The sequence below is a fragment of the Streptomyces sp. NPDC045968 genome, from assembly GCF_056430475.1.
In genome coordinates this window covers 606,236-627,956 of record NZ_JBWKLF010000001.1, presented here as the reverse complement: position 1 = coordinate 627,956, position 21,721 = coordinate 606,236, and the positions used below count along the sequence as shown (strand labels likewise).

22 protein-coding genes are annotated in these 21,721 nt (G+C 70.5%); 14 read left to right on the top strand and 8 right to left on the bottom strand.

Going from position 1 to position 21,721, the window contains the following annotated elements:
* Positions 1-10: 10 nt before the first annotated feature.
* Positions 11-802 carry an EI24 domain-containing protein gene (locus AC07FA_RS02650; protein ID WP_479072844.1) on the bottom strand — a complete coding sequence of 264 codons (792 nt, stop codon included), beginning with the start codon at positions 800-802 and terminating at the stop codon, positions 11-13.
* A gap of 112 nt (positions 803-914) precedes the next feature.
* On the opposite strand from AC07FA_RS02650, the gene AC07FA_RS02645 reads away from it, so the two are divergent.
* From AC07FA_RS02645 to mmsB, 6 genes are all read left to right on the top strand, one after another.
* Positions 915-2,069 (top strand): mandelate racemase/muconate lactonizing enzyme family protein, encoded by a 1,155-nt coding sequence (locus AC07FA_RS02645; RefSeq protein WP_479072843.1) that lies wholly within the window; start codon positions 915-917, stop codon positions 2,067-2,069.
* The gene (locus AC07FA_RS02640) at positions 2,066-3,085 is read left to right on the top strand and encodes a zinc-dependent alcohol dehydrogenase (protein WP_479072842.1); all 1,020 of its coding nucleotides are present in this window, start codon (positions 2,066-2,068) and stop codon (positions 3,083-3,085) included. The genes AC07FA_RS02645 and AC07FA_RS02640 overlap by 4 nt, the downstream gene beginning before the upstream one ends.
* A 110-nt stretch (positions 3,086-3,195) precedes the next feature.
* Positions 3,196-4,197 carry a hypothetical protein gene (locus tag AC07FA_RS02635; RefSeq protein ID WP_479072841.1) on the top strand — a complete coding sequence of 334 codons (1,002 nt, stop codon included), beginning with the start codon at positions 3,196-3,198 and terminating at the stop codon, positions 4,195-4,197.
* A 5-nt stretch (positions 4,198-4,202) separates the two neighbouring features.
* A complete protein-coding gene (gene chvE, locus AC07FA_RS02630) occupies positions 4,203-5,306 on the top strand; it encodes a multiple monosaccharide ABC transporter substrate-binding protein (RefSeq protein WP_479072840.1) in 1,104 nt (367 codons plus the stop codon).
* 17 nt (positions 5,307-5,323) lie between these two features.
* Complete coding sequence (gene mmsA, locus AC07FA_RS02625; RefSeq protein ID WP_479073424.1) at positions 5,324-6,868, top strand: multiple monosaccharide ABC transporter ATP-binding protein; 1,545 nt, start codon at positions 5,324-5,326, stop codon at positions 6,866-6,868.
* A 7-nt stretch (positions 6,869-6,875) separates the two neighbouring features.
* Positions 6,876-8,099, top strand: a complete 1,224-nt coding sequence (mmsB, locus tag AC07FA_RS02620) for a multiple monosaccharide ABC transporter permease (protein WP_479072839.1) — start codon at positions 6,876-6,878, stop codon at positions 8,097-8,099.
* 54 nt (positions 8,100-8,153) lie between these two features.
* On the opposite strand, the gene AC07FA_RS02615 is transcribed toward mmsB, so the two are convergent.
* Both AC07FA_RS02615 and AC07FA_RS02610 read right to left on the bottom strand, forming a co-directional pair.
* Entirely contained in the window at positions 8,154-8,582 is a 429-nt protein-coding gene (locus AC07FA_RS02615) for an organic hydroperoxide resistance protein (RefSeq protein ID WP_479072838.1), read from the bottom strand.
* 98 nt (positions 8,583-8,680) lie between these two features.
* Positions 8,681-9,700, bottom strand: a complete 1,020-nt coding sequence (locus AC07FA_RS02610) for an NADP-dependent oxidoreductase (RefSeq protein WP_479072837.1) — start codon at positions 9,698-9,700, stop codon at positions 8,681-8,683.
* A gap of 111 nt (positions 9,701-9,811) precedes the next feature.
* Here AC07FA_RS02610 and AC07FA_RS02605 point away from each other — a divergent pair, with 111 nt between their 5' ends.
* Entirely contained in the window at positions 9,812-10,249 is a 438-nt protein-coding gene (locus AC07FA_RS02605; RefSeq protein ID WP_479072836.1) for a MarR family winged helix-turn-helix transcriptional regulator, read from the top strand.
* 29 nt (positions 10,250-10,278) lie between these two features.
* Here the strand turns inward: AC07FA_RS02605 and AC07FA_RS02600 are convergent, their stop codons facing one another.
* The gene (locus tag AC07FA_RS02600; protein WP_479072835.1) at positions 10,279-11,037 is read right to left on the bottom strand and encodes an SCO2400 family protein; all 759 of its coding nucleotides are present in this window, start codon (positions 11,035-11,037) and stop codon (positions 10,279-10,281) included.
* Between the two features lie 144 nt (positions 11,038-11,181).
* On the opposite strand from AC07FA_RS02600, the gene AC07FA_RS02595 reads away from it, so the two are divergent.
* The 3 genes from AC07FA_RS02595 to AC07FA_RS02585 all read left to right on the top strand — a co-directional run bounded on the left by AC07FA_RS02595 (position 11,182) and on the right by AC07FA_RS02585 (position 14,618).
* Positions 11,182-11,748 (top strand): hypothetical protein, encoded by a 567-nt coding sequence (locus tag AC07FA_RS02595; RefSeq protein ID WP_479072834.1) that lies wholly within the window; start codon positions 11,182-11,184, stop codon positions 11,746-11,748.
* A 131-nt stretch (positions 11,749-11,879) separates the two neighbouring features.
* Positions 11,880-12,917 carry a rod shape-determining protein gene (locus AC07FA_RS02590; protein ID WP_479072833.1) on the top strand — a complete coding sequence of 346 codons (1,038 nt, stop codon included), beginning with the start codon at positions 11,880-11,882 and terminating at the stop codon, positions 12,915-12,917.
* 27 nt (positions 12,918-12,944) lie between these two features.
* On the top strand, positions 12,945-14,618 hold the full coding sequence (locus AC07FA_RS02585; RefSeq protein WP_479072832.1) for a GAF domain-containing sensor histidine kinase: 1,674 nt from the start codon (positions 12,945-12,947) through the stop codon (positions 14,616-14,618).
* Here AC07FA_RS02585 and AC07FA_RS02580 read toward each other — a convergent pair.
* Positions 14,596-15,027: an Lrp/AsnC family transcriptional regulator gene (locus tag AC07FA_RS02580; RefSeq protein WP_382733962.1), complete on the bottom strand. Its 432-nt coding sequence runs from the start codon at positions 15,025-15,027 to the stop codon at positions 14,596-14,598. The genes AC07FA_RS02585 and AC07FA_RS02580 overlap by 23 nt on opposite strands.
* A gap of 157 nt (positions 15,028-15,184) precedes the next feature.
* Between AC07FA_RS02580 and AC07FA_RS02575 the strand changes: the two genes are divergently transcribed.
* The 4 genes from AC07FA_RS02575 to AC07FA_RS02560 all read left to right on the top strand — a co-directional run bounded on the left by AC07FA_RS02575 (position 15,185) and on the right by AC07FA_RS02560 (position 19,931).
* Positions 15,185-16,396, top strand: coding sequence for a nitrate/nitrite transporter (locus AC07FA_RS02575; protein WP_479072831.1), 1,212 nt, complete (start codon positions 15,185-15,187; stop codon positions 16,394-16,396).
* 39 nt (positions 16,397-16,435) lie between these two features.
* Positions 16,436-17,896, top strand: coding sequence for an acyl-CoA synthetase (locus AC07FA_RS02570; protein WP_479072830.1), 1,461 nt, complete (start codon positions 16,436-16,438; stop codon positions 17,894-17,896).
* 79 nt (positions 17,897-17,975) lie between these two features.
* A complete protein-coding gene (locus tag AC07FA_RS02565; RefSeq protein WP_479072829.1) occupies positions 17,976-18,773 on the top strand; it encodes a VOC family protein in 798 nt (265 codons plus the stop codon).
* 828 nt (positions 18,774-19,601) lie between these two features.
* Positions 19,602-19,931, top strand: a complete 330-nt coding sequence (locus AC07FA_RS02560; RefSeq protein ID WP_479072828.1) for a hypothetical protein — start codon at positions 19,602-19,604, stop codon at positions 19,929-19,931.
* A gap of 47 nt (positions 19,932-19,978) precedes the next feature.
* Here the strand turns inward: AC07FA_RS02560 and AC07FA_RS02555 are convergent, their stop codons facing one another.
* The 3 genes from AC07FA_RS02555 to AC07FA_RS02545 all read right to left on the bottom strand — a co-directional run bounded on the left by AC07FA_RS02555 (position 19,979) and on the right by AC07FA_RS02545 (position 21,628).
* On the bottom strand, positions 19,979-20,632 hold the full coding sequence (locus AC07FA_RS02555) for a class I SAM-dependent methyltransferase (protein ID WP_479072827.1): 654 nt from the start codon (positions 20,630-20,632) through the stop codon (positions 19,979-19,981).
* A gap of 78 nt (positions 20,633-20,710) precedes the next feature.
* Entirely contained in the window at positions 20,711-21,214 is a 504-nt protein-coding gene (locus AC07FA_RS02550) for a hypothetical protein (RefSeq protein ID WP_479072826.1), read from the bottom strand.
* 261 nt (positions 21,215-21,475) lie between these two features.
* Complete coding sequence (locus AC07FA_RS02545) at positions 21,476-21,628, bottom strand: hypothetical protein (protein WP_479073449.1); 153 nt, start codon at positions 21,626-21,628, stop codon at positions 21,476-21,478.
* Positions 21,629-21,721: the final 93 nt, after the last annotated feature.

Sequence of the window (21,721 nt, the reverse complement as noted above, 5' to 3'; positions counted from 1 at the left end):
CGGTCCGCTCTCAGTCCTTTTCGAGGGTGTACGGGGATCGCGCGGCGTTCGGGTCCACGCCCCCTGGCACCCCCGCCAGGTCCCGGACCAGGAGCGTGGCTCCGGCCACGGCGCCCGGCATCAGGAACACCGCGACGAACGGGACGAGGAAGGAGAGCGCGAGGGGGACGCCGAACCCGAGGACCAGCAGGCGCCGGCCGCGCAGCAGGGCGAGCCGGTCGGCCAGGACCATGCCCCGGCGCTGGAGGGCGACCGAGGTGAGTTCCTGGGCGAGGAAGTATCCGGAGACGCAGAAGCCGATCGCGGGGACCACGGTCTGCCCGGCGACCGGGATGAATCCGAGGGCGAAGAGCAGCACCCCGTACAGCGCGACTCGCAGCAGGATGCGGACGGAGTCGCTTGCGGAGATCCACAGTTCGCGCCAGAGCGGCAGCCCCGACTCGGGCACCTCGCCGCCCTCGCTGCGGTCGACCTCCTCGGAGAGCGACTCGTAGAAGGGCTGGCCGACCAGGAGCGTCACGGCGGTGAACGTGATCACGGCGAGGAACAGGCCGAAGACGAAGACCAGTACGACGAGGGTGTTGCGTAGGAGGCCCAGCCAGGGCGAGGACCAGTCGTCGGCGAACGGGGTCGCCCAGCCCACGAAGTCGTCGGCGCCGTAACCGAGTCCGATCAGCGCACCCGCGTATACGACCAGCGTGATCAGCCCGGGCAGCAGACCGAATCCGAACCACCGGCCATGCCGGGACACCCAGCGCTGACCCTTCATCAGATAGCCGAAGCCCACCCCGAGATCGCTCATGCGGGTCAGCGTACTTGCGCGAACCATTGACACGTGCCCGGGCCCGTCATTACGGTCACGCCAGCATTTCGAACGAGTGACGAAATATCGAACAGAGCGAGAGGCGTCTTCCGTGCGCATCACCGGAATCAGCACGCATGTCGTCGGCACACCATGGCGCAACCTCACCTACGTCCAGGTCCACACCGACGAGGGCCTCACCGGCGTCGGGGAGACCCGGATGCTCGGACGCACGGACGCGCTGGTGGGGTATCTGCACGAGGCGTCCGCGAACCACATCGCCGGCTCCGACCCGTTCGCGGTGGAGGATCTCGTACGCCGCATGAAGTACGGCGACTACGGGCGGGCCGGGGAGATCGTCATGTCCGGTATCGCGGTCGTCGAGATGGCGTGCTGGGACATCAAGGGCAAGGCGCTGGGCGTCCCGGTCTGGCAGTTGCTCGGCGGGAAGGTCACCGACCGGGTCAAGGCGTACGCGAACGGCTGGTACACCACCGAGCGGACTCCGGAGGCCTACCACAAGGCCGCGCAGGGCGTCGTGGAGCGCGGCTACCGCGCGCTGAAGATCGACCCGTTCGGCACGGGCCACTTCGAGCTGGGGCAGGAGGAGACCCGGTACGCGGTGTCCCTCATCGAGGCCGTGCGGGACGCCATCGGCCCCGACACCGAGCTGATGCTGGAGATGCACGGCCGGTTCAGCCCGTCGACCGCCGTGCGGATCGCCCGCGAGATGGCGCCGTTCCGGCCCGCGTGGCTGGAGGAGCCGGTGCCGCCGGAGAACCTCAAGGCGCTGAGCAAGGTCGCCGAGAAGGTCGATCTGCCGATCGCGACCGGCGAACGCATCCACGACCGGATCGAGTTCCGTGAGCTCTTCGAGTCGCAGGCCGCCGACATCATCCAGCCGGACCTCGGCCACATCGGCGGCATTTTGGAGGCCCGCAAGCTCGCCGCGACCGCCGAGACCCACTACACGCTGGTCGCCCCGCACAACGTGGGCGGCTCCGTGCTGACCGCCGCCAGTCTCCAGCTGGCCGGCTGCACGCCCAACTTCAAGATCCTCGAACACTTCAACGACTTCGCCGACGCCGACATCAAGAAGGTCGTGAAGGGCGCACCGCAGGTCGACCCCGCCACCGGCTGCTTCGAGCTGTCGCACGCCCCGGGGCTCGGCGTGGAGCTCGACGTGGACGCCGCGGCCGAATTCCCGCAGCAGCAGGCCAGGTTCGACCTGTGGGCGGACGGCTGGGAGAAGAGGCAGCCCAAGTGAGCCCCCTTTCGCGCTCGTTGGTCGTGGACCGGCCGGGGCAGCACCGGCTCGCCACGGGCCCCCTGCCCGAGCCGGGGCCCGGCGAGGTCAGGGTGCGGGTCGCCGCGGCCGGGATCTGCATGAGCGACCGCGAGGTGTACGACGGTCATCGCGACGCGGCCTATGTCCGCTATCCGGTGGTGCCGGGGCACGAGTGGTCCGGCACCGTCGACGCGGTGGGCCCGGGCGTCGATCCGGCGCTGACCGGCCGCCGGACGGTCGCGGAGGGATTCAGGGCGTGCGGGCGGTGCGAACGGTGCCGCTGCGGGGAGACCTCGCTGTGCACGGCCGGGTACGACGAGACGGGGTTCACCCGGCCCGGCGCCTTCGCCGACCATGTGGTGGTCCCGGCCCGGCTGCTGCACCCGCTGGCCGACGACGCCGATCTGCGGGCCGCCGCCCTGCTGGAGCCTGCCGCCGTGGTCGCCGCCGCGGTGCGGGCCGGGGCGCCCGAGCCGGGTGAGCGCGTCGCGGTGGTGGGCGCGGGGACGCTGGGGCTGCTCGCCGTGCAGCTGCTGGCGGCCGTGTCGCCCGGGGAGCTGACCGTGATCGATCCACGGGAGGAACGGGCCTCCCTGGCGCTGGAGTTCGGGGCGGGCGACACCCGTACCCCGAAGCGGTCCGAGGAGCTGCGCGGCCGCTACGACCTGGTCGTGGAGACCGCGGGGGCGGCGACCACCGCCGCCGACGCCTGTCTGCTGGCGCGGCGCGGCGGCCGCGTGGTGCTCACGGGCATGTTCGCCCCGGGGGCCGTCGGGATCGACCCGGTGCATCTGTCGCTGAGCCAGCTCACCGTGCGCAGCGTGTTCGGGGCGCCGTCGGCGGCCTGGTCGTACGCGGTGCGGGCGTTCACCGCCGGGCTCCTCGACCCGGCGCCGCTGATCACCCACGAGTTCCCGCTGGAACGGTTCGCGGAGGCCGTGGCCCTCGTCGGCGCCGGGGACCCGGAGACCGGGAAGGTGCTGCTGCGCCCGTGACGGCTCCGCCCTGATCCGTACGCCGGTACGGAGGCGGCCGACGGCCTCCGTACCGGCGTACATCCACCGTTTCGAACCATGTCCGAAATATCGAATATGAAGGACCAGCCGTGAACGACGCCACAGCTTCTCCCTCCGGCCCCCGCCGCCCCGGCGGCTCCGCGCTCACCGCGCTCGGCCTCGGCGCCGCGGCCCTGTCCCCCGCCGACGCCTCGCCCCACTCCTTCCCGGACGGGGGCAGCTGGCGTACCGAGATCCCGTCCGTGGAGGGACCGGAGGCGCTCTCCGTCGTCCTGAAGGAGGCCGCCGAACTCGACGTCCCCGTCCACCGGATCAGCCAGGGCAGCGGCATCTGGATGCTCACCGATGCCGAGATCACCGAGATGGTGGCGGGCTGCGCCGAACGCGGCATCGAGCTGTGCCTGTTCACCGGACCGCGCGGTACCTGGGACACCGGCGCGTCCACACGGACGGATTCCGGCGGCGCGGGCCTGCGGGCCCGTGGGCACGACGCCCTGGCCGGCTGTGTCGAGGATGCCGTGAGGGCGACCGAGCTGGGGGTGACGTGCCTGCTCGTCGCCGACGAAGGGGTCCTGTGGACCCTGCACCGGATGCGGGACGAAGGGCTGCTGCCCGCCGGCACCACGCTCAAGGTGTCCGCGCTGATCGGCGCGGTGAACCCGGCCGCCGTACAGGTCCAGGAACGGCTCGGCGCCGACTCGGTGAACGTGCCCTCCGACCTGACGCTCGCCCACTTCACGGAGATCCGGCGGGCCAGCCGCGTACCCCTCGACCTGTATGTCGAGGCGCCGGACGACCTCGGCGGGTACGTCCGGATGTACGAGGCCGCCGAGCTGATCCGGCGCGGCGCCCCGCTCTACCTGAAGTTCGGGCTCAGCAGGACGCCCGGCATCTACCCCTACGGCCGGCACCTGCGCGAGCTCGCGCTCGCCACCGCGCGGGAGCGGGTCCGCCGCGGCCGGCTCGTACTCGACCTGCTCGCCCGGCACGGCGCCGACGGCGGCATGTCGCCGCTCGGCTCCCGGCTGCCGGGCGAGCTGCACCGCTTCCCGACCAGCCCGGCCCTGCCCGGCACCACTGAGAGGCACTGAACACGATGCGTATACGCGGAGCCGCCGTAGCCGCAACCGCCGTCACCCTGGGGCTTGTTCTGACCGCCTGCGGCCAGGAGGCCAGGGGTGGCAGCCGGTACCGGGCCGATGACGCACAGGGCGGGACCATCGGTCTCGCCATGCCGACCAAAGCCTCGGAGCGCTGGATAGCCGACGGCCAGAACATGGCCGCGCAGTTCAAGAAGGCCGGTTACAAGACCGACCTCCAGTACGGCGACGACAAGGTGGAGAACCAGGTCGCCCAGCTGGAGAACATGATCACCAAGGGACACCGGCTGCTCGTCGTCGGAGCGATCGACGGTTCCGCCCTCTCCGACGTCCTCCAGAAGGCGCACGACGCGAAGATCCCCGTGATCTCCTACGACCGCCTCATCACGGGCACGAAGTACATCGACTACTACGCCTCCTTCGACAACGAGAAGGTCGGCGAGCTCCAGGGCCAGTACATCCTGGACCGTCTCGGGCTGAAGAAGCCGGAGAAGGACTCCGGCGAGACGTTCAACATCGAGTTCTTCGCCGGGTCGCCCGACGACAACAACACCAAGTACTTCTGGAACGGCGCCATGAAGGTGCTCACCCCGTACCTGGAGTCCGGGCAGCTCGTGGTCCGCAGCAAGCAGACGAAGCTGAACCAGGCCACCACGCTGCGCTGGGACGGCGGCACCGCGCAGAAGCGGATGGACGACCTGATCAGCAAGAGTTACGGCACCGAGAAGGTCGACGCGGTCCTCTCGCCGTACGACGGCATCTCGATCGGCATCATCTCGGCCCTGAAGAGCGCCGGGTACGGCGGCGGGGACCTGCCGGTCGTCACCGGCCAGGACGCCGAGCTCGCCTCCATCAAGTCGATCATCGCGGGCGAGCAGACGCAGACGGTCTTCAAGGACACCCGCGAGCTCGCCAAGCAGGCCGTACAGATGGGCGACGCGGTCCTCACCGGGAAGAAGCCCGAGGTCAACAACGTGACCGACTACAACAACGGCGTGAAGACCGTGCCGTCGTACCTGCTGAAGCCCGTCTCCATCGACAAGTCCAACACCCAGCTCCTCGTCGACGAGGGGTACTTCACCGCGGGACAGCTCAAGTGAGCCGCCCCGCCCTGGAGATGCGCTCCATCACCAAGACCTTTCCCGGGGTCACGGCACTCTCCGAGGTGAATCTGACCGTCCGCGCCGGGGAGATCCACGCGATCTGCGGGGAGAACGGCGCGGGCAAGTCCACCCTGATGAAGGTCCTCAGCGGAGTCCATCCGCACGGCAGTTACGAGGGCGAGATCCGCTTCGAGGGCGAGCCCGTCGCGTTCAAGGACATCCGGGCCAGCGAGCGGCACGGCATCGTGATCATCCACCAGGAGCTGGCGCTCGTCCCCCATCTGTCGATCGCCGAGAACATCTTCCTCGGCAACGAACAGCGGGGCAGGCGCGGGTTCATCGACTGGAACGGGACGCTGCGGGAGGCCTCGCGCCTGCTCAGACGGGTGGGCCTGCCGGAGAACCCGCAGACCCCGATCTCGGACATCGGCGTCGGCAAGCAGCAGCTGGTGGAGATCGCCAAGGCCCTGTCGAAGGAGGTGAAGCTGCTCATCCTGGACGAGCCGACCGCCGCGCTCAACGACGAGGACAGCGCCAAGCTCCTCACCCTCCTGCGGGGGCTGCGCGGGCAGGGCATCGCGAGCATCATCATCTCCCACAAACTGACCGAGATCCGGGAGATCGCCGACTCGGTGACGATCCTGCGCGACGGGCGGACCATCGAGACGCTGACGGTACGGGACACCGCGGAGGCGGAGCCGGAGCTGTCGGAGGACCGGATCATCCGCGGCATGGTCGGCCGCGACCTCGATCACCGCTTCCCCGAGCGGACGAGGTACGAGGGCGAGCACGCCACGGCGCTGAAGGTGAGCGGCTGGACCGTCCGGCATCCCGTCGACCACCAGCGCAAGGTCGTCGACGACGTCTCGCTGACCGTGCGCCGGGGCGAGATCGTCGGGATCGCGGGCCTGATGGGCGCGGGCCGTACCGAGCTGGCCATGTCGGTGTTCGGCCGGTCGTACGGGAGTTACGTCGCCGGGGACGTGGAGGTCAACGGCCGGGCGGTCCGTACGAAGACCGTGCCGGAGGCGGTCGCGGCGGGCATCGCGTACGTCACCGAGGACCGCAAGACGTACGGCCTGAACCTCATCGACAACATCAACCGCAACGTGTCGCTCGCCTCGCTGCCCGGCATGGCCAGGCGCGGCATCGTCGACGAGCACCACGAGCGCCGGGTCTCCGAGCGCTACCGCGCCTCGATGAACATCAAGGCGCCCACGGTCTTCGAGCAGGTGGGCCGGCTTTCCGGCGGCAACCAGCAGAAGGTCGTACTGAGCAAGTGGGTCCACGCCGACCCCGAGGTACTGATCCTCGACGAGCCGACCCGAGGGATCGACGTCGGGGCGAAGTTCGAGATCTACAGCGTCATCGACAGGCTCGCGGCCGACGGCAAGGCGGTGCTCTTCATCTCCTCGGAGCTGCCCGAACTCCTCGGCATGTGCGACCGGATCTACACGATGGCCGAAGGCCGGCTGACCGGTGAGATCGACCGGGCCAACGCCACCCAGGAAGCCCTGATGCGCCGGATGACGCGCCAGACGTCAGAGAACAGAAGCTGAGGCCGCCATGACCACCGCCACCCCGCCCAAGGACGCCACCCCGCCGTCCGTGACGCAGCCCGCCCTTCAGGTGCTCGCACGGAGCGTGCGGACGAACATGCGCCAGTACGGCATGCTCATCGCCCTCGTCTTCATCGTCGTGCTGTTCCAGATATGGACCGACGGCACGCTGCTGCTGCCGAACAACGTCTCCAACCTGATCCAGCAGAACGGCTACATCCTCATCCTGGCGATCGGGATGATGATCGTGATCATCTCCGGTCACATCGATCTGTCCGTCGGCTCGCTGGTGGCCTTCGTCGGCGCCATGTCGGCGGTGATGATGGTCAAACACGACATGCCCTGGGTCCTCGCGCTCGTCCTCTCGCTGCTGATCGGCGCGGCCGCCGGCGCGTGGCAGGGCTACTTCATCGCGTACCTCGGCATCCCCTCGTTCATCGTGACACTGGCCGGCATGCTGCTCTTCCGCGGCCTGACGCAGATCGTGCTCGGGGGCCAGTCCCTGTCGCCGTTCCCCGAGGGCTTCCAGAAGATCGCCAAGGGCTTCATCCCGGAGATGGGTCCGTACACGCAGTACCACAACCCCACACTCCTCATCGGCCTGGCCACGATCGCCTTCCTGCTGCTTCGCGAATGGCGGGACCGCAAGCGCCAGTTGGCGTACGAGCTGGAGGTGCTGCCGGCCGGCCTGTGGGCGGCGAAGTGCGTGGCGATGACCGCCGCGGTCGTCGCCTTCACGCTGACGCTCGCGAGCTTCCACGGGGTGCCCGTGGTCATGCTGATCATGTGCGCGCTGCTGCTCGGCCTCGGGTACGTCATGCGCAACGCGGTCGTCGGCCGTCATGTGTACGCGCTCGGCGGCAACAAGGCCGCGGCGATGCTCTCGGGGGTCAAGGACAAGAAGGTCACCTTCCTCGTCTTCGTCAACATGGGCGTCCTCGCGGCGCTCGCCGGCTGCGTCTACGCGGCCCGGCTGAACGCGGGCACCCCGCAGGCGGGCCTCAACTTCGAACTGGAGGCGATCGCGGCGGCCTTCATCGGCGGCGCCTCGATGAGCGGCGGTGTCGGCACGGTGATGGGGGCCGTGATCGGCGGCCTGGTCCTCGGCGTCCTCAACAACGGGATGTCGCTGGTCGGTATCGGAACCGACTACCAGCAGGTCATCAAGGGGCTCGTGCTGCTCGCCGCGGTCGGCTTCGACGTCTGGAACAAGCGCAAGGCCGGCGCGTAACGCACGGAGGGCCGCACCCCGTTCCAGGGTGCGGCCCTTCGCGCGTGGTGCGGGTCAGGCGGCCGAGAGCTCGACCCTGATGTTGCCGCGGGTCGCGCTCGAGTACGGGCAGACCTGGTGGGCCTTCTCGATCAGCGACTGGGCCGTGGCCCTGTCGACGTTCGGGATGGTCGCGGTGATCGCGACCTCCAGGCCGAAGCCGCCCGCCTCCGTCTTGCCGATGCCGACCGTAGCGGTCACGGTCGAGCCGGAGATGTCCGCCTTCTCCTGGCGGGCGACCACACCGAGGGCGCCCTGGAAGCAGGCGCTGTAGCCCGCCGCGAAGAGCTGCTCCGGGTTGGTACCCGCTCCGCTGCCGCCCATCTCCTTCGGCGGGTTGACGACGACGTCGAGCTTGCCGTCGTCGGTGGAGACACGGCCGTCGCGGCCGTTCTCCGCGGTGGCGACCGCGGTGTAGGCGACGTCTATCTGCTGAATGGTCATGCCGAGGATTCCTCCTGCTGATGCGCCGCGACTCGCGCCCACGATCGCGACGGCCTGCCGGAGAGCCTAACGGGTGGCCCGGAGCGGCCGGATGGCGGTCAGACCAGCGAGACGATCATCTTGCCGGTGTTCTCGCCGCGCATCAGCCCGAGGAACGCCTCGAAGCCGTTCTCGATGCCCTCGACGGTCGTCTCGCGGTACTTCAGCTCACCGGAGGCCAGCCAGCCGGCGACGTCCCGCACGAACTGCGGCTGGAGCGCGGCGTGGTCGCCCACCAGCATGCCCTGCAGGCGCAGCCGCTTGCCGATGACCAGCGCGAGGTTACGGGGGGCGGGGGTGGGCTCGGTGGCGTTGTACTGGGCGATCATTCCGCAGATGGTGGCGCGGCCGTGCACGTTGAACGAGGAGAGCGCCGCCTCCAGGTGCTCGCCGCCGACGTTGTCGAAGTAGACGTCGATCCCGTCCGGGGCGGCTTCGCGCAGCTGCTGGGCGACGGGGCCGTTCTTGTAGTTGAAGGCGGCGTCGAAGCCGTACTCCTCGACGAGGAGCTTGACCTTGTCGTCGGAGCCCGCAGAGCCGATGACCCGCGCGGCGCCCTTGATCTTCGCCAGCTGGCCGACCTGGCTGCCGACGGCACCGGCAGCGCCGGAGACGAAGACCGTGTCGCCCTCCTTGAAGGAGGCGACCTCGAACAGGCCCGCGTAGGCGGTGAGTCCGGTCATGCCGAGCACGCCGAGGTAGGCGGAGAGCGGGGCGAGCGAGGCGTCGACCTTCACCGCGTGCTTGGCGGGGACGTCGGCGTACTCCCGCCAGCCCAGGCCGTGCAGGACGTGGTCGCCCACGGCGAATCCCTCGGCGTTGGAGGCGATGACCTCGCCGACCGCGCCGCCCTCCATGGGCTGGTCGAGCTTGAAGGGCGGGGTGTACGACTTCACGTCGTTCATGCGTCCGCGCATGTAGGGGTCGACCGAGAAGTGCAGATTGCGGACGAGGACGCGGCCCTCGGCCGGGGCGGTGACGGGAGCCTCACGCAGCGCGAAGTCCTCGGCCACGGGCCAGCCGCTCGGGCGGGCGACGAGGTGCCATTCGCGGCTGGAGGTGGGAAGTGCTGCAGACATGGGCCGGGTCTCCTAGGTGCCTTCCGGGGGAAGCAGAAAATGCTTCATGATGTGAAACAACCATGCTCCTGAATATTTCACCTTGTCAAGCAAGTGGGTATCCTGTGTGTCATGGCCACCCCGCGCACAGACCCCGTGACCCTCGAAGTGGTCGAGCTGATCGGCACCGTAGTGGCGCGCTACTACGAGGAGTACGAGCGGGCAGCCGCCGCACACTCGCTCACCGGCGCGCAGGCCCGGGTGCTCGGACTGCTCTCCCTGGAACCCATGCCCATGCGGAAGGTCGCCCGGAAGCTGCGGTGCGAGCCGTCGAACATCACCGGCATAGTCGACCGGCTGGAGGCGCGGGGCCTCGTCGAGCGCCGGCCCGACCCCTCCGACCGGCGGGTGAAGCTGGCCGCCCCCACCGAGGAGGGCACCGGAACCGCGCGCCAGTTGCGCGAGGCCCTCGGCTTCGCCCGTGAGCCGCTCGCCGAGCTGTCGGACGAGGAACGGACCGTGCTGCGGGATCTGTTGCGCCGCATGCTGGGCGCGGACACGGGCTCCTAGTGCCGTGACCGGAGGGGTTCACCCGCCCGTCAGGTGCACCACCACAGGAACCAGTCGCACGTCTCGGTCGGCTCCGGATCCGGGGCCGGGGGCGAGGGCGAGGGCTCCTGGGGGGCGGGCGGGGCGGGCTCGCTCGCGGGGTCGGACGGGTCGGCCGGGGCGTCGCTGTCGTCGGGGGCGGGCGCCGCGGTCGTGGAGGCGGAGCCGGAGGGCGAGGGGGTGGCCGACGCGGTGAAGCTGCCGGGCTTCTCGGTGGGCTCCGCCGTGCCGGAGGGCTTCGCCGTGCCGCTCCCCGTGGTGCCGGCGGGGGTCGTGGGGCGCGCGGAAAGGCTCTCCACCGGTCCGGGGTGGTCGGGGGTGACGCCGGCCGAGAGCTCGGGGGCGGGTTCGACCGGCGCGGTGGCCTCGCGTACGTACTCCGCGGCGCCGCTGTCGCCCTCCGGTGCGGTGGCCAGCCGGGTCACGCCCAGCGCCCCGACCGCGAGCACGACCCCCAGCGCCGCGATCAGCGCCGTACGGCCGCGTCGCCGGTGGCCGCGCCCCTCGCTCCTGGCCCGCCCCCCGCGCTTCCCGGTGCCGCGCCCGGCGCTCCGGCCGCGTACGGGCTCCGCCGCACGGCGGCGGCGCCCCGGGGCCACCGAGGGCTCACGGGAATCACCCTGCGGCTCCGGTTCGTGGCCGGAGTACGCGGGGGTGGCGTAGGGGCCGAGCGCCTCGGCGGGGGTTCCGCACCCGGCGCACGCCAGAGCGCCGTTGAGGTGTCGTCGGCACGGGTGGCAGTAATCCATGGCGCCCGCAGAGTAGACGCGCGCGGATCAACGGAGGAAGCCGCTCAGGTGAGGATCGTGTGTGGAAGCCGCCCGTCCACGGCGTGGGAGTCCGATACGCGTGACACCGCTCCGATAAGCGGCACACGCGGGAGGATGGGCGTCATGACCGCTCCCGCCCCGTTCGGGCCGCTCGAATTCCAGCTCGTCCTGCTGCGCCGGATGGCCGATCACCAGCCGGAGCTGGTCGAGGACGCCCGCCACGAACTGAGCGCCTCACTCGCCGATATGCGGGAGGCCAACCGCCGCTGGCAGGCCATGGTGCGCGCGCCCCGGGGCCGGGGGACGCTGCGCCGCTACCGCTCCGTACTCGGGGAGCCCGAGCTCTCCGTACGCCGCAAGGTCGGCGACCTGGAATGCGACGCGCTGTTCTGGCCGGTGCCGCTCTGGCCCGCTCTGCGGTTCGAGGTGATGGCCGCGCCCGGCGGAGCCGTGTGGAACGAGTGGCTGGTCCGCGCGCCCGGGGCGGCCGGACCCGAGCTGCGGACCGTCGATGACCTGCGCCCCTGGTCGTGCACCGTGGACGAGGTGGCCAGGGCCTTCGCGCCGGCCAGGCCGATGGAGGGCAGCGCGCCGACCCGGTGGGCGCTGGCGATCACAGAGCCCGGCAGCGGGCGGCCTTACGTCGCGGAGTTCACCTGGGGACTGTTCCAGCGGCTGCTGCCCGGCTGATCTGTCACACCGTCAGCTCGATACCCCCCTACGGCTCATCCCAGCGCGCGCGACGCCTCCCCGGGGACGACGATGCAAGGAGAACCGGCTGCCGCCGGTGCCCCGTCCCAGCGTTCTCGGGAGAACCTGCCGTGACCGTCAGTCTTGAGCAGTTGCGCCGTTGCCACATCGCCGTCGATCTCGGGGCCGCGAGGACCCGTGTGTACGTCAAGGGGCTGGGGCTCGTCGTCGACGAGCCGAGTGTCGCCGCCGTGAACACCCGTACCGGCTCGCTCATCGCCGTCGGCGCGCTCGCCGAACAGATGACCGGCCGGACGCCCGCCTACATCCGGGTGGCCCGCCCGGTCTCCGGCGGAACCGTCGTCGACATCGAGATGGCCCAGCGCATGCTGCGCCATCTGCTCGGCGAGAAGCTGCGCCGCCAGTTGCGCCGCAAGCCCCGGCTGCGCGCCGCCGCCTGCACTCCGCACGACAGTGATCCGCTCGCCCAGCGCGCCGCCGTCGAGACCCTCGTCGGGCTCGGTGCACGGCGGGTCGAACTGGTCGACACCCTGATCGCCGCGGCCGTCGGCTGCGGCCTGCCCGTGGAGCAGCCGACCGCCACCATGATCATGGTGTGCGGGGCGGCCACCACCCAGATCGCCGTGCTCTCGCTCGGGTCGATCGTGACCGCCGTACGGATTCCGGTCGGGGGCAACGCGATCGACCACGCGATCATCCAGCACCTGCGCCAGCACCACGAGCTGATGCTTCCCAGCCAGTCCGTGCGCCCCCTGCAACTGGCGCTCAGCGGCAACGGCCTGACGCCCAAGGGCCCCGCCCTGACCGAGATCCACGGCCGCGACGTGGCCACCGGCCTGGCCCGCTCGGTGCAGGTCGACACCGCCGCCGTCCGGCAGGCCATCCACACCCCGCTCACCGCCGTGCTGGACGGGCTCGGCAAGGTGCTGCGCGACTGCCCGCCCGATCTGGTGGCCGACCTCGCGGACCGCGGCATCATGATGGTCGGCGGCAGCGCGCTGCTGCCCGGCCTCGACCAGATGCTGCGCGACGCGACGGGCATGCCGGTGCAGATCGCCGAGCGGCCGGACGTGTGCTCGGTGCTCGGCCTCGGTGCCATGCTGGAAGGCAAGATCCAGCCGATGGTCCTCGACCCGCTCGCCGGCTGACAGCCGGCGGCCCCGAAGGGGGAGCGCATGCCCCGGGAATGCACGGCACAGGGCACGGAGCAGGACCCACCCCAGGATTCACCCCAGGACCCGGCGCACGACACGGAGCAGGTCACGAAGCGAAACCCCGGGCGGGACGACGAGGCGGCGGGTGTGCGGCGTGCCGCACCGCCCCGGCTGCCCGAACTGCTGGAGGCGGTGCTCAGCGTCGGGTCCGAGCTCGACCAGCGCGCCACGCTCCAGCAGATCGTGGACACCGCCACCGCGCTGACCGAGGCGCGCTACGGGGCCCTCGGTGTCATCGACCCCGCGCGCGACCGCATCACCGAGCTGTACACGGCCGGTCTCACCGACGCGGAACGGCGGCGCATCGGCCGGCTTCCTGACGGCCACCGCGGTGTCATCGGTCTCCTCGCCGACGACCCGCGACCGCTGTTCTGCGACGACGTGAGCACCGATCCGCGCGCCTGCGGCGTGCCGCCGGGGCACCCCGCGATGCGCTCGTTCCTCGGGGTCGCGATCCGGGTGCACGACGAGGTGTTCGGCAACCTCTACCTCGCGGACAAGCGCACCGGGCGCTTCGACGACACGGATGCGGCGCTGCTGCGGGTCCTCGCCTCCCAGGCGGGCATCGCGCTCGGCAACGCCCGCCTCTACGAGACGGCACGCCGGCGGGAGCGCTGGATCGAGGGCTCCGCCGCCGTGACCACCGCCCTGCTGACCCGCACCGATGCCACGGACGCCCTGATGACCGTCGCGGAACAGGCCAGGGTGCTGGCCGGGGCCTCGGCCGGGGTGATCCTCCAGGCGACCGCGGAGGGCGGGATGGAGATCGTCACGGCGTCCACCCCCGGCGACCCGGCCGGCATCGTCGGTACGGTCATCGAGCCGGGCTCCCCCGTCCTCGCCCAGCTCCTGGGAGGCGAACCCGTCTTCATCGACGACTCGGCGTCCGACCCCCGGATGACGACGCCGGTACGGTCCCGGTTCGGCCCCAGCATGATGCTGCCGCTCCAGAGCGGGGGCCGGCTGATCGGCACCCTGGCCCTGCCCCGGGGCCGGGGCGAGCCCCCGTATTCGGCCGTGGAGCGGATGCTCGCCTCGCGGTTCGCCTCGCACGCCGCCCTGGCTCTGGTCCTCGCGGACTCCCAGCACCACAGGGAACAGCTCGCGGTCTACGAGGACCGCGACCGGATCGCCCGCGATCTGCACGATCTGGTGGTCCAGCGGCTGTTCGCGACCGAGATGATGCTGGAGTCGACCCGCCGCCGGGCCGCCTCCCCGGAAACCGACGACCTCCTCGGCAGGGCCGTCGACGAGCTGGACTCCACCATCCAGGAGGTCCGGACCACGATCTTCGCCCTTCAGCAGCCGCCCGCCGAGGCACCCACCACCTTCCGGGGCCGGGTCCTGCGCGAGACGGGGGGCGCGGCGGCCGTGCTCGGCTTCCAGCCGTCCGTGCACTTCACGGGCGCCGTCGACGCACTCGTCGGGGAGCCCGCGAGCACGGACCTCCTCGCCACGCTGCGCGGCGCCCTTGCCGCCGCGCACCGGCGGTCCGGGGTCTGTGCGATCGAGGTCGAGGTGGACGCGACGGTGCGTACGCCCACGGGTGCGGCGGTGCGTCTGGTGGTCGCGGACGACGGGCGCGAGGAGGACGGCACGCGGTCGCAGACCGTCACCTGGCAGGCGCCGCTCTGAGGGCGATCCGGGTGGTGGAGTGGGCGACGCCCGCCTCCCGTTTCAGCCGCCGCAGCAGCGTGTCCAGGGCGCCCGGGTCCGCCGCCGTCGCACGGACGAGGTAGTCGTGGCCGCCCGTCACGTGCACCACTTCCGTGATGCCCGGGAGCATCAGCACCGAGCGCTCGAACTCCTCGTTCGTCGTGTCGAGGCGCAGGGACACATCGATGAAGACGACCAGGCCGGAGCGGGTGTCGGCGGCCGGATCGACGATGACGGTGAATCCGCGGATCACTCCGTCGCGGCGCATGCGGCGTACCCGGTCGCCCGCGGCGTTGGCGCTGAGTCCCACGCGTACGCCCAGGTCTCGGTACGAGATCCGCGCATCCTCCTGGAGGACGGAGAGGATTTCTCTGTCGAGCCTGTCCATACTGCGATTGTCGCAGCATGGGCGGAAAAGCGACGGTATGGAGCCCGGAACCCGGGCCCGTGGGCGGCCCCGCCCCGTCCCCGGTCCACGGGTGGCCTCTGCCCCGCATGGCGCATCCCGACGGGCCCGCGCCGGGCCCGAGGCCTTGACTTGTGCCGTGGATACCGCCGTGAAGCAGCCGCCCGTCCCCGCAGCGCAGGCGTCCGCTGCCCCGTACCGCAACCTCGTGGTGGCCACGGTGGGCTTCGCGCTCACCTTCTGGGCCTGGAACCTCATCGCCCCGATGTCGGGGGACTACAAGGACAGGCTGGGGCTCAGCTCCTTCGAGCAGTCCTTCCTGGTCGCCGTCCCGGTGCTCGTCGGTTCGCTGGGACGTATCCCGGTGGGCGCGCTCACCGACAAGTACGGCGCCCGCCTGATGTTCCCGCTGGTCTCCGCGCTCACGGTCGTCCCGGTGCTCCTGCTGATCCCGGCGAGGAACTCCTACGTCGCGATGCTCGCGGTCGGCTTTCTGCTGGGGCTCGGCGGCACCACGTTCGCCATCGGTGTCCCGCTGGTCAACTCGTGGTTCGAACCGGCCAAGCGGGGCTTCGCCCTCGGGATCTTCGGTATGGGCATGGGCGGTGTGGCGCTGTCCGGCTACTTCACGCCCCGGATCGCCGACCACGGCGACAGTCTTCCGTTCCTGGTGGTCGGAGGGGCCCTCGTCGTCTACGCGCTCCTCTCGGCCGTACTGATCACCGACCGCCCCGGCCGGACGATCCCGTCCGACACCCTGTCCCACCGCCTGGGCGAGGCCGGGAAGCTGCGGGTGACCTGGGAACTGTCCGCCCTGTACGCGATCGGCTTCGGCGGCATCGTCGCGTTCGGGGTCTATCTGCCGACGTACCTGAAGACCTGGTACGAGCTCTCACCGACCGACGCGGGCACGCGTGCCGCCGGGTTCGCCCTGGTCACGGTCATCTTCCGGCCGATCGGCGGCTGGCTGTCCGACCGCGTCCACCCGGCGCTGGTCACCTCGGTGGCGCTGCTGGCCGCCGCGTTGATGGCGATCGTCCAGGCGTTCGACCCGCCGCTGGTGCCGGGCGGCACGATCGCGCTGCTCTGCATGGCGGCCGGTCTCGGCACCGCGAGCGGCAGCGTCTTCGCGCTGGTCTCGCAGGTGACACCGCAGCCCAAGGTGGGCAGCGTGACGGGCATCGTCGGCGCGATGGGCGGTCTCGGCGGCTTCGTACCGCCGCTGGTGATGGGCGCGATCTACAGCGCCAAGGACTCGTACTCGATCGGCTTCATGCTGCTGTCCGATCTGGCGCTGGCCGGCTGCGTGTACGCGTACGGCCGGATGCGGACCATCCAGCGCGACGGCTGACGGGCCGCCCCTGCACCGGCAGGCCCTAGGCTTCGCCGGGTGACGCCTCTTCTGCCTGCACTCCAGGACCTGTCCGGCCCCACGGCTTCCCGGGAAGCCGTCCGGTTCGGCGCGCACTCCCTGACGTACGCACAGCTGGCCGCCGCCTCGGACGCGCTCGCGGCCCGTATCGCGGGTGCGGGGCGGGTCGCCGTCTGGGCCACGCCGACGGCGCAGACCGTCGTCGCGGTGGCGGCGGCGCTGCGCGCGGGAGTGCCGGCCGTGCCGCTCAACCCGAGGACCGGCGAACGCGAGCTGGCGCACATCGTCGCCGACAGCGCGCCCTCGGTGGTGCTCGCCGGGCCCGCCGACGTGCTCCCGGCCGCGCTGGCGGGGCTCGAACGGGTGGACACCGACACGGGCGCCGCTCCCCCGGACGACGCCTCCTTCCCCGAGCCCTCCCCCGAGGCCCCCGCCCTGATCGTCTACACCTCCGGCACCACGGGTCCTCCGAAGGGCGCGATCCTGCCCCGCCGCGCGATCGCCACCTCGCTGGACGCGCTGGAGGACGCCTGGCGGTGGACGGGCGAGGACGTCCTCGTCCACGCCCTGCCGCTGTTCCATGTGCACGGTCTGATCCTGGGCGTGCTCGGCCCGCTGCGCCGGGGCGGTTCGGTGCGCCACCTCGGCCGCTTCTCCGTCGAGGGTGTGACCGGGGAGCTGCTGTCCGGGGGCACGATGCTCTTCGGTGTGCCGACGATGTACCACCGGCTGGCCGAGGCCCTCGGTGATCCGGCCGGCTCCCCCGGGCTCACCAAGGCGCTCGCGGGCGCGCGGCTGCTGGTCTCCGGCTCGGCGGCGCTGCCGGTCCACGACCACGAGCGGATCGCGGCGGCGACCGGCCGCCGGGTCATCGAGCGGTACGGCATGACGGAGACCCTGATGAACACGGGCGTACGGGCCGACGGGGAGGCGCGCCCGGGTACGGTCGGCCCGCCCCTGCGCGGCGTCGGGCTCCGGCTGGTCGAGGAGGACGGCACGGTGCTCGACGACCCGGCCGCCATCGGCGAGATCCAGGTGCGCGGACCGAACCTCTTCACCGGCTATCTCAACCGGCCCGACGCGACGGCCGCCGCCCTCACGGAGGACGGCTGGTTCCGTACGGGCGACATGGCCACGGTCGACGCCGACGGCTATGTGCGGATCGTCGGCCGCAAGGCCACCGATCTGATCAAGAGCGGGGGTTACAAGATCGGCGCGGGCGAGATCGAGAACGCCCTGCTCGACCACCCGGGTGTCCGCGAGGCCGCCGTCACCGGCGAGCCCGACCCGGACCTGGGCGAGCGGATCGTCGCCTGGGTGGTGCCGGCCGACCCCGGCTCACCGCCCCCGGCCGAGGAACTGGCCGGCCATGTCGCCGGCCTGCTGGCCCCGCACAAGCGCCCGCGCGTGGTCCGCTACCTGGACACCCTGCCCCGCAACGACCTGGGAAAGATCATGAAACGGTCGCTGGGTCGCTGACGTTCCGACGCGCATGGTGACGAATGGTTGGTTAGCGTGACAAACCGGTCCCATCGCCGAGCGAAGAGAGAACAGTGTCATGGCCGAAACACCTGAGGGCGCGCCGATCTGGGCGGATGCCACGTTCCCCGACATCGAAGCGGCCAAGAGCTTCTACGGGGACGTGCTGGGCTGGTCCTTCGGCGAGTCGTCGCCGGAGTTCGGTAACTACACCCAGGCGTACGCGAACGGGAAGGCGGTGGCAGCCGTCTCGCCCCCCATGCCCGGCCAGGACGCCCCGGCCGCGTGGTGCCTCTACCTCGCGACCTCCGACGCCTCCGCCACCGCGGGCAAGGTCCGCGACAGCGGCGGCCAGGTCCTGATGGAGCCGATGCGGGTCGGCGACTTCGGCACGATGGTGCTGGCCGCCGACCCGGGCGGCACGGTGTTCGGGATCTGGCAGCCGGACACGCACAAGGGGTTCGAGGCACAGGCCGTGCCCGGCGCGTTCTGCTGGGCCGAGGTCTTCACCCGTGACCCGGAGAAGTCGGACGCCTTCTTCCCCCGCCTCTTCCCGTACAAGGTGAGGGAGATGGAGGACGACGCGATCGACTTCGCCGTCTACAACCTGGGCCAGGACACCGTGCTCGGGCGGATGAAGATGACGGACGACTTCCCGCCCGAGGTGCCCGCGTACGTCAACGTGTACTTCACCGTCGAGGACTGCGACGCGGCGGTGGCGAAGGCGACGGAGCGCGGCGCGGTGCTGCGGTTCGGGCCGATGAGCAGCCCCTTCGGGCGGTTCGCGGCACTGTCCGATCCGCAGGGAGCGGCGTTCTCGGTCATCGACGTCACCACCACCGAGGGCGAGATGCCCGCACTGCGCGACGCGAGCTGACCGGCGGACGCCACCTCGTACGGGACCCCGGCCGCTTCCCCTGCGGCCGGGGTCCCGTACGTCGTGGGGGCGGAACCGCGGCGCCCGCGCACGCGACGAGCACGCGGGCCGCAGGAACAGATGATCGACCCTCACCTCTGCCGCGCCGCCGGACGGGTAGGGAAGCGGCCCGGATACGAGCGAGCCCCCGGTGCGCCGCGTTCGAAACGCGCGCCCTCGGGGGCATGCTGATTCCCTCAGCTCGAAACGATTCTGCTGGGAACAGCGAGGGTGGGGCGGGTGGGACTCGAACCCACGGCCGACGGATTATGAGTCGCCAGGTTGAAGCCTGGCCCACTCTGGTTGACTCCAAAAGCCCTGGTTATCAGGGGTGTTGCGGGCCCTTCACGCTGGCAGACTCCCGTAATTCTGGGACCCTGCGGGACCTCCGCTCACGCACCGCTCACGCAAACCCTGTGGGCTACGGATGGCCTGACCTGCACAGATCCCATTGTCTCCTACCCCGCCGTGCACGGCAATGGTGGCGGATCCCCGAGCCAAGTCAGCACTCCAGAGGTTCGCTCACCCTCTCGATTCCTACGGTTGTTAGCTGGCCCAATGTCACCGTTGTGGGGGAACGTAATTACCGGACTCGGCGTGCCGGCTGGCGCTGGCTTGGCTGGGCTACTGGGGTTGGCGAAGGGGCGACAGGAGGCTAGCGAGAAGCGTCGAGACCGCGCTGAGACTCGGCGCAGCGAGCGCTTGACTCACCGCCGCACGGCATACGCCGCCTTCTTGGAGCAAAGCCGCCAGGTCCTTGTAGCCATTGGCGAAGTCTCAGACATGCCCATGAACACTTCGGAAGACGAGCGTGAGACAACCTGGCACAGGTGCGGCGAGACCATTGACGGCATGTACGGGGTCTACGTGAACGTAGCGCTCAGCGGCCCGTCCAGGTTCGCGGACGAGGCGGAGAAGCTTTGGTGGCTCGCAGAACAGATTCACCAGCTGCTGGCCGACGTCCTTCGTCGCCGCGGGGCAGAAGCGAATGGTGACCTCATACACGCCCTGTTTACGGACGAGGACGAGCAGGCGGTACTTGACTTTGTCACGCATCAGAAGCGCGTGATCATAATGGCCCGCAAGCAGCTGGGCGGGGATGAAGAGGACATGACGTAGCCCCGACCGCACATGAGATCGGGGCTCTCCTTGTCCGCGCCCGACGTCTATGTCCGGGCACGGATCAGCAGTGTCCCGATGTGCCCGGGCTCGGGAGCGTCGATGATGGCGGCTTCAACGTCACGGAATCCGTGCCGCTCGAGGAGCCCGGTCCACCGGCGGGGCGTGTAGCTGTAGCGGTAAGTGAACATCGCCTTCCCGGCAAAGCCGCCCTTGTACATGCCCTGCGGACCGTAGGCGCCGGGAATGGCAGGCGGATGCGAGAACACCAGTACCCCGCCGGGCTTCAGCCGCTCGGCGAGGAGCGGGAACAGCTTGACCGGGTCCGTGAACCAGACCGCACCAAAGATCGAGTAGATCGCGTCATACGTCTCCTCGTCGCTGCGCAGATGATCGAGGACCTCGGCACACACGAACTCCACGCCGGACGGCCCCCACCTCTCCGTCGTCTTCTTCACCATCGCCGACGACAGGTCCACCCCGGTCGCCTTGACGCCGCGCTGAGCGAGGTATGCCAGGGCGCGGCCGGTTCCGCACCCGATCTCCAGCACAGACTGAGGCTCGCCGAGCAGCTCGGCCCCCGGGCCATGCCCGGCGTACTGGGTCCAGTTGAACACCGGCTGCATGTCCTCCTTGAAGGCACTGCCTGCGTAGGTGTCCCAGAGTTCGGTCTCGGCTGCGATGTCGTGTCGTGCGGGCACGGCACTCCCTTCGTGGACGGGAACAGGCGAAGCCCCTGCCCTCCTCGGGGGAAGAGGGCAGGGGCAGCCTAGGGGTGGTCAGTGACTGTCGGGGACCTTGCTGTCGCACGGCGAGCAGTTCGCGCCGTCGATGGCCCACAGTTCGTCGTCGATGTCGAAGCCGTTGGACCGCAGGAAGTCTGCGGTCCTCAGGCACAGGCCGTCGCTGCGGCGCTCGATGAACGGGGCGTGGTGCTTGTACTGGCCGCCGTTGTAGGCGTCGCACAGCGCGAAGTACACGGGCGTGTCGAGGATGAGCTGGTGCACGCCGATGTCCACGATCTTGCCGACGCCGAGGTGTACGTTCGGGTGCTCCATCGCGGTGATCGTGTACATCACGGCGTTCGCGAGAATGCGCTCGGCCATGTTGCGGACCATGACGTTGTCGCGGAGCAGGAGTGCGATTTCGCGCTCCCAGATGGTGCCGCCGTCGGTCACGTTGATGGTGAGGTGGCGGATGTGCGGCTGCACGTTGTTGAGGATGGTCTGCGGATCACGGGTCCGCGCCTGGGTCTGGGTCTGGGTCTGAACTACTGTGCTCATCGGCGCAATTCCTCCTGCACGTTGATGGTGCGACGGACTTGCTGACCCGTTCCAGCTGTCGACCTGTCCAGGGGCGTGGCAGCTGGAGCGGGAGTTAGTGGATGTGGCAGGGGCACGCGCAGCGCAGGCGCTCCGTCACGACCCCAGCCGCTTCGATCTGCTGATTGCCGGGGCAGAACTTGTGCCCCTCGATCCACGAGCCTTCCGCCCCTGTCCTGCACTCCGGAGACTTGTACGCGCTGCGCTGCGGGGCGGGTGCCGTCATGACTGCTGGGGCCGGCACTGGTCGCACTGGCAGGCCGGGAACGCGGAGCTCGGCTCCGCGGTATCCAGCGGGACGACCTCGGCCTCCGGGCGCACGATCCGCGTCCCGCCGTACCGGTCGACCTCATACACCTTGATCGTCATCGTCACGACGACGCCCCTTCCACTACCCTGTGTTGCCCGGCAATCACTGTGCCTACGACGGTAGGGAGCAGGGGCCGCCGCTTGAACTGACCGCGGGTA

Excerpts from the sequence above, each read along its gene's own strand:
- AC07FA_RS02650 (WP_479072844.1), bottom strand. The coding sequence starts at position 802 with ATGAGCGATCTCGGGGTGGGCTTCGGCTATCTGATGAAGGGTCAGCGC.
- chvE (WP_479072840.1), top strand. The coding sequence starts at position 4,203 with ATGCGTATACGCGGAGCCGCCGTAGCCGCAACCGCCGTCACCCTGGGG.
- mmsA (WP_479073424.1), top strand. The coding sequence starts at position 5,324 with ATGCGCTCCATCACCAAGACCTTTCCCGGGGTCACGGCACTCTCCGAG.
- mmsB (WP_479072839.1), top strand. The coding sequence starts at position 6,876 with ATGACCACCGCCACCCCGCCCAAGGACGCCACCCCGCCGTCCGTGACG.
- AC07FA_RS02615 (WP_479072838.1), bottom strand. The coding sequence starts at position 8,582 with ATGACCATTCAGCAGATAGACGTCGCCTACACCGCGGTCGCCACCGCG.
- AC07FA_RS02610 (WP_479072837.1), bottom strand. The coding sequence starts at position 9,700 with ATGTCTGCAGCACTTCCCACCTCCAGCCGCGAATGGCACCTCGTCGCC.
- AC07FA_RS02605 (WP_479072836.1), top strand. The coding sequence starts at position 9,812 with ATGGCCACCCCGCGCACAGACCCCGTGACCCTCGAAGTGGTCGAGCTG.
- AC07FA_RS02600 (WP_479072835.1), bottom strand. The coding sequence starts at position 11,037 with ATGGATTACTGCCACCCGTGCCGACGACACCTCAACGGCGCTCTGGCG.
- AC07FA_RS02595 (WP_479072834.1), top strand. The coding sequence starts at position 11,182 with ATGACCGCTCCCGCCCCGTTCGGGCCGCTCGAATTCCAGCTCGTCCTG.
- AC07FA_RS02585 (WP_479072832.1), top strand. The coding sequence starts at position 12,945 with ATGCCCCGGGAATGCACGGCACAGGGCACGGAGCAGGACCCACCCCAG.
- AC07FA_RS02580 (WP_382733962.1), bottom strand. The coding sequence starts at position 15,027 with ATGGACAGGCTCGACAGAGAAATCCTCTCCGTCCTCCAGGAGGATGCG.
- AC07FA_RS02565 (WP_479072829.1), top strand. The coding sequence starts at position 17,976 with ATGGCCGAAACACCTGAGGGCGCGCCGATCTGGGCGGATGCCACGTTC.
- AC07FA_RS02560 (WP_479072828.1), top strand. The coding sequence starts at position 19,602 with ATGAACACTTCGGAAGACGAGCGTGAGACAACCTGGCACAGGTGCGGC.
- AC07FA_RS02550 (WP_479072826.1), bottom strand. The coding sequence starts at position 21,214 with ATGAGCACAGTAGTTCAGACCCAGACCCAGACCCAGGCGCGGACCCGT.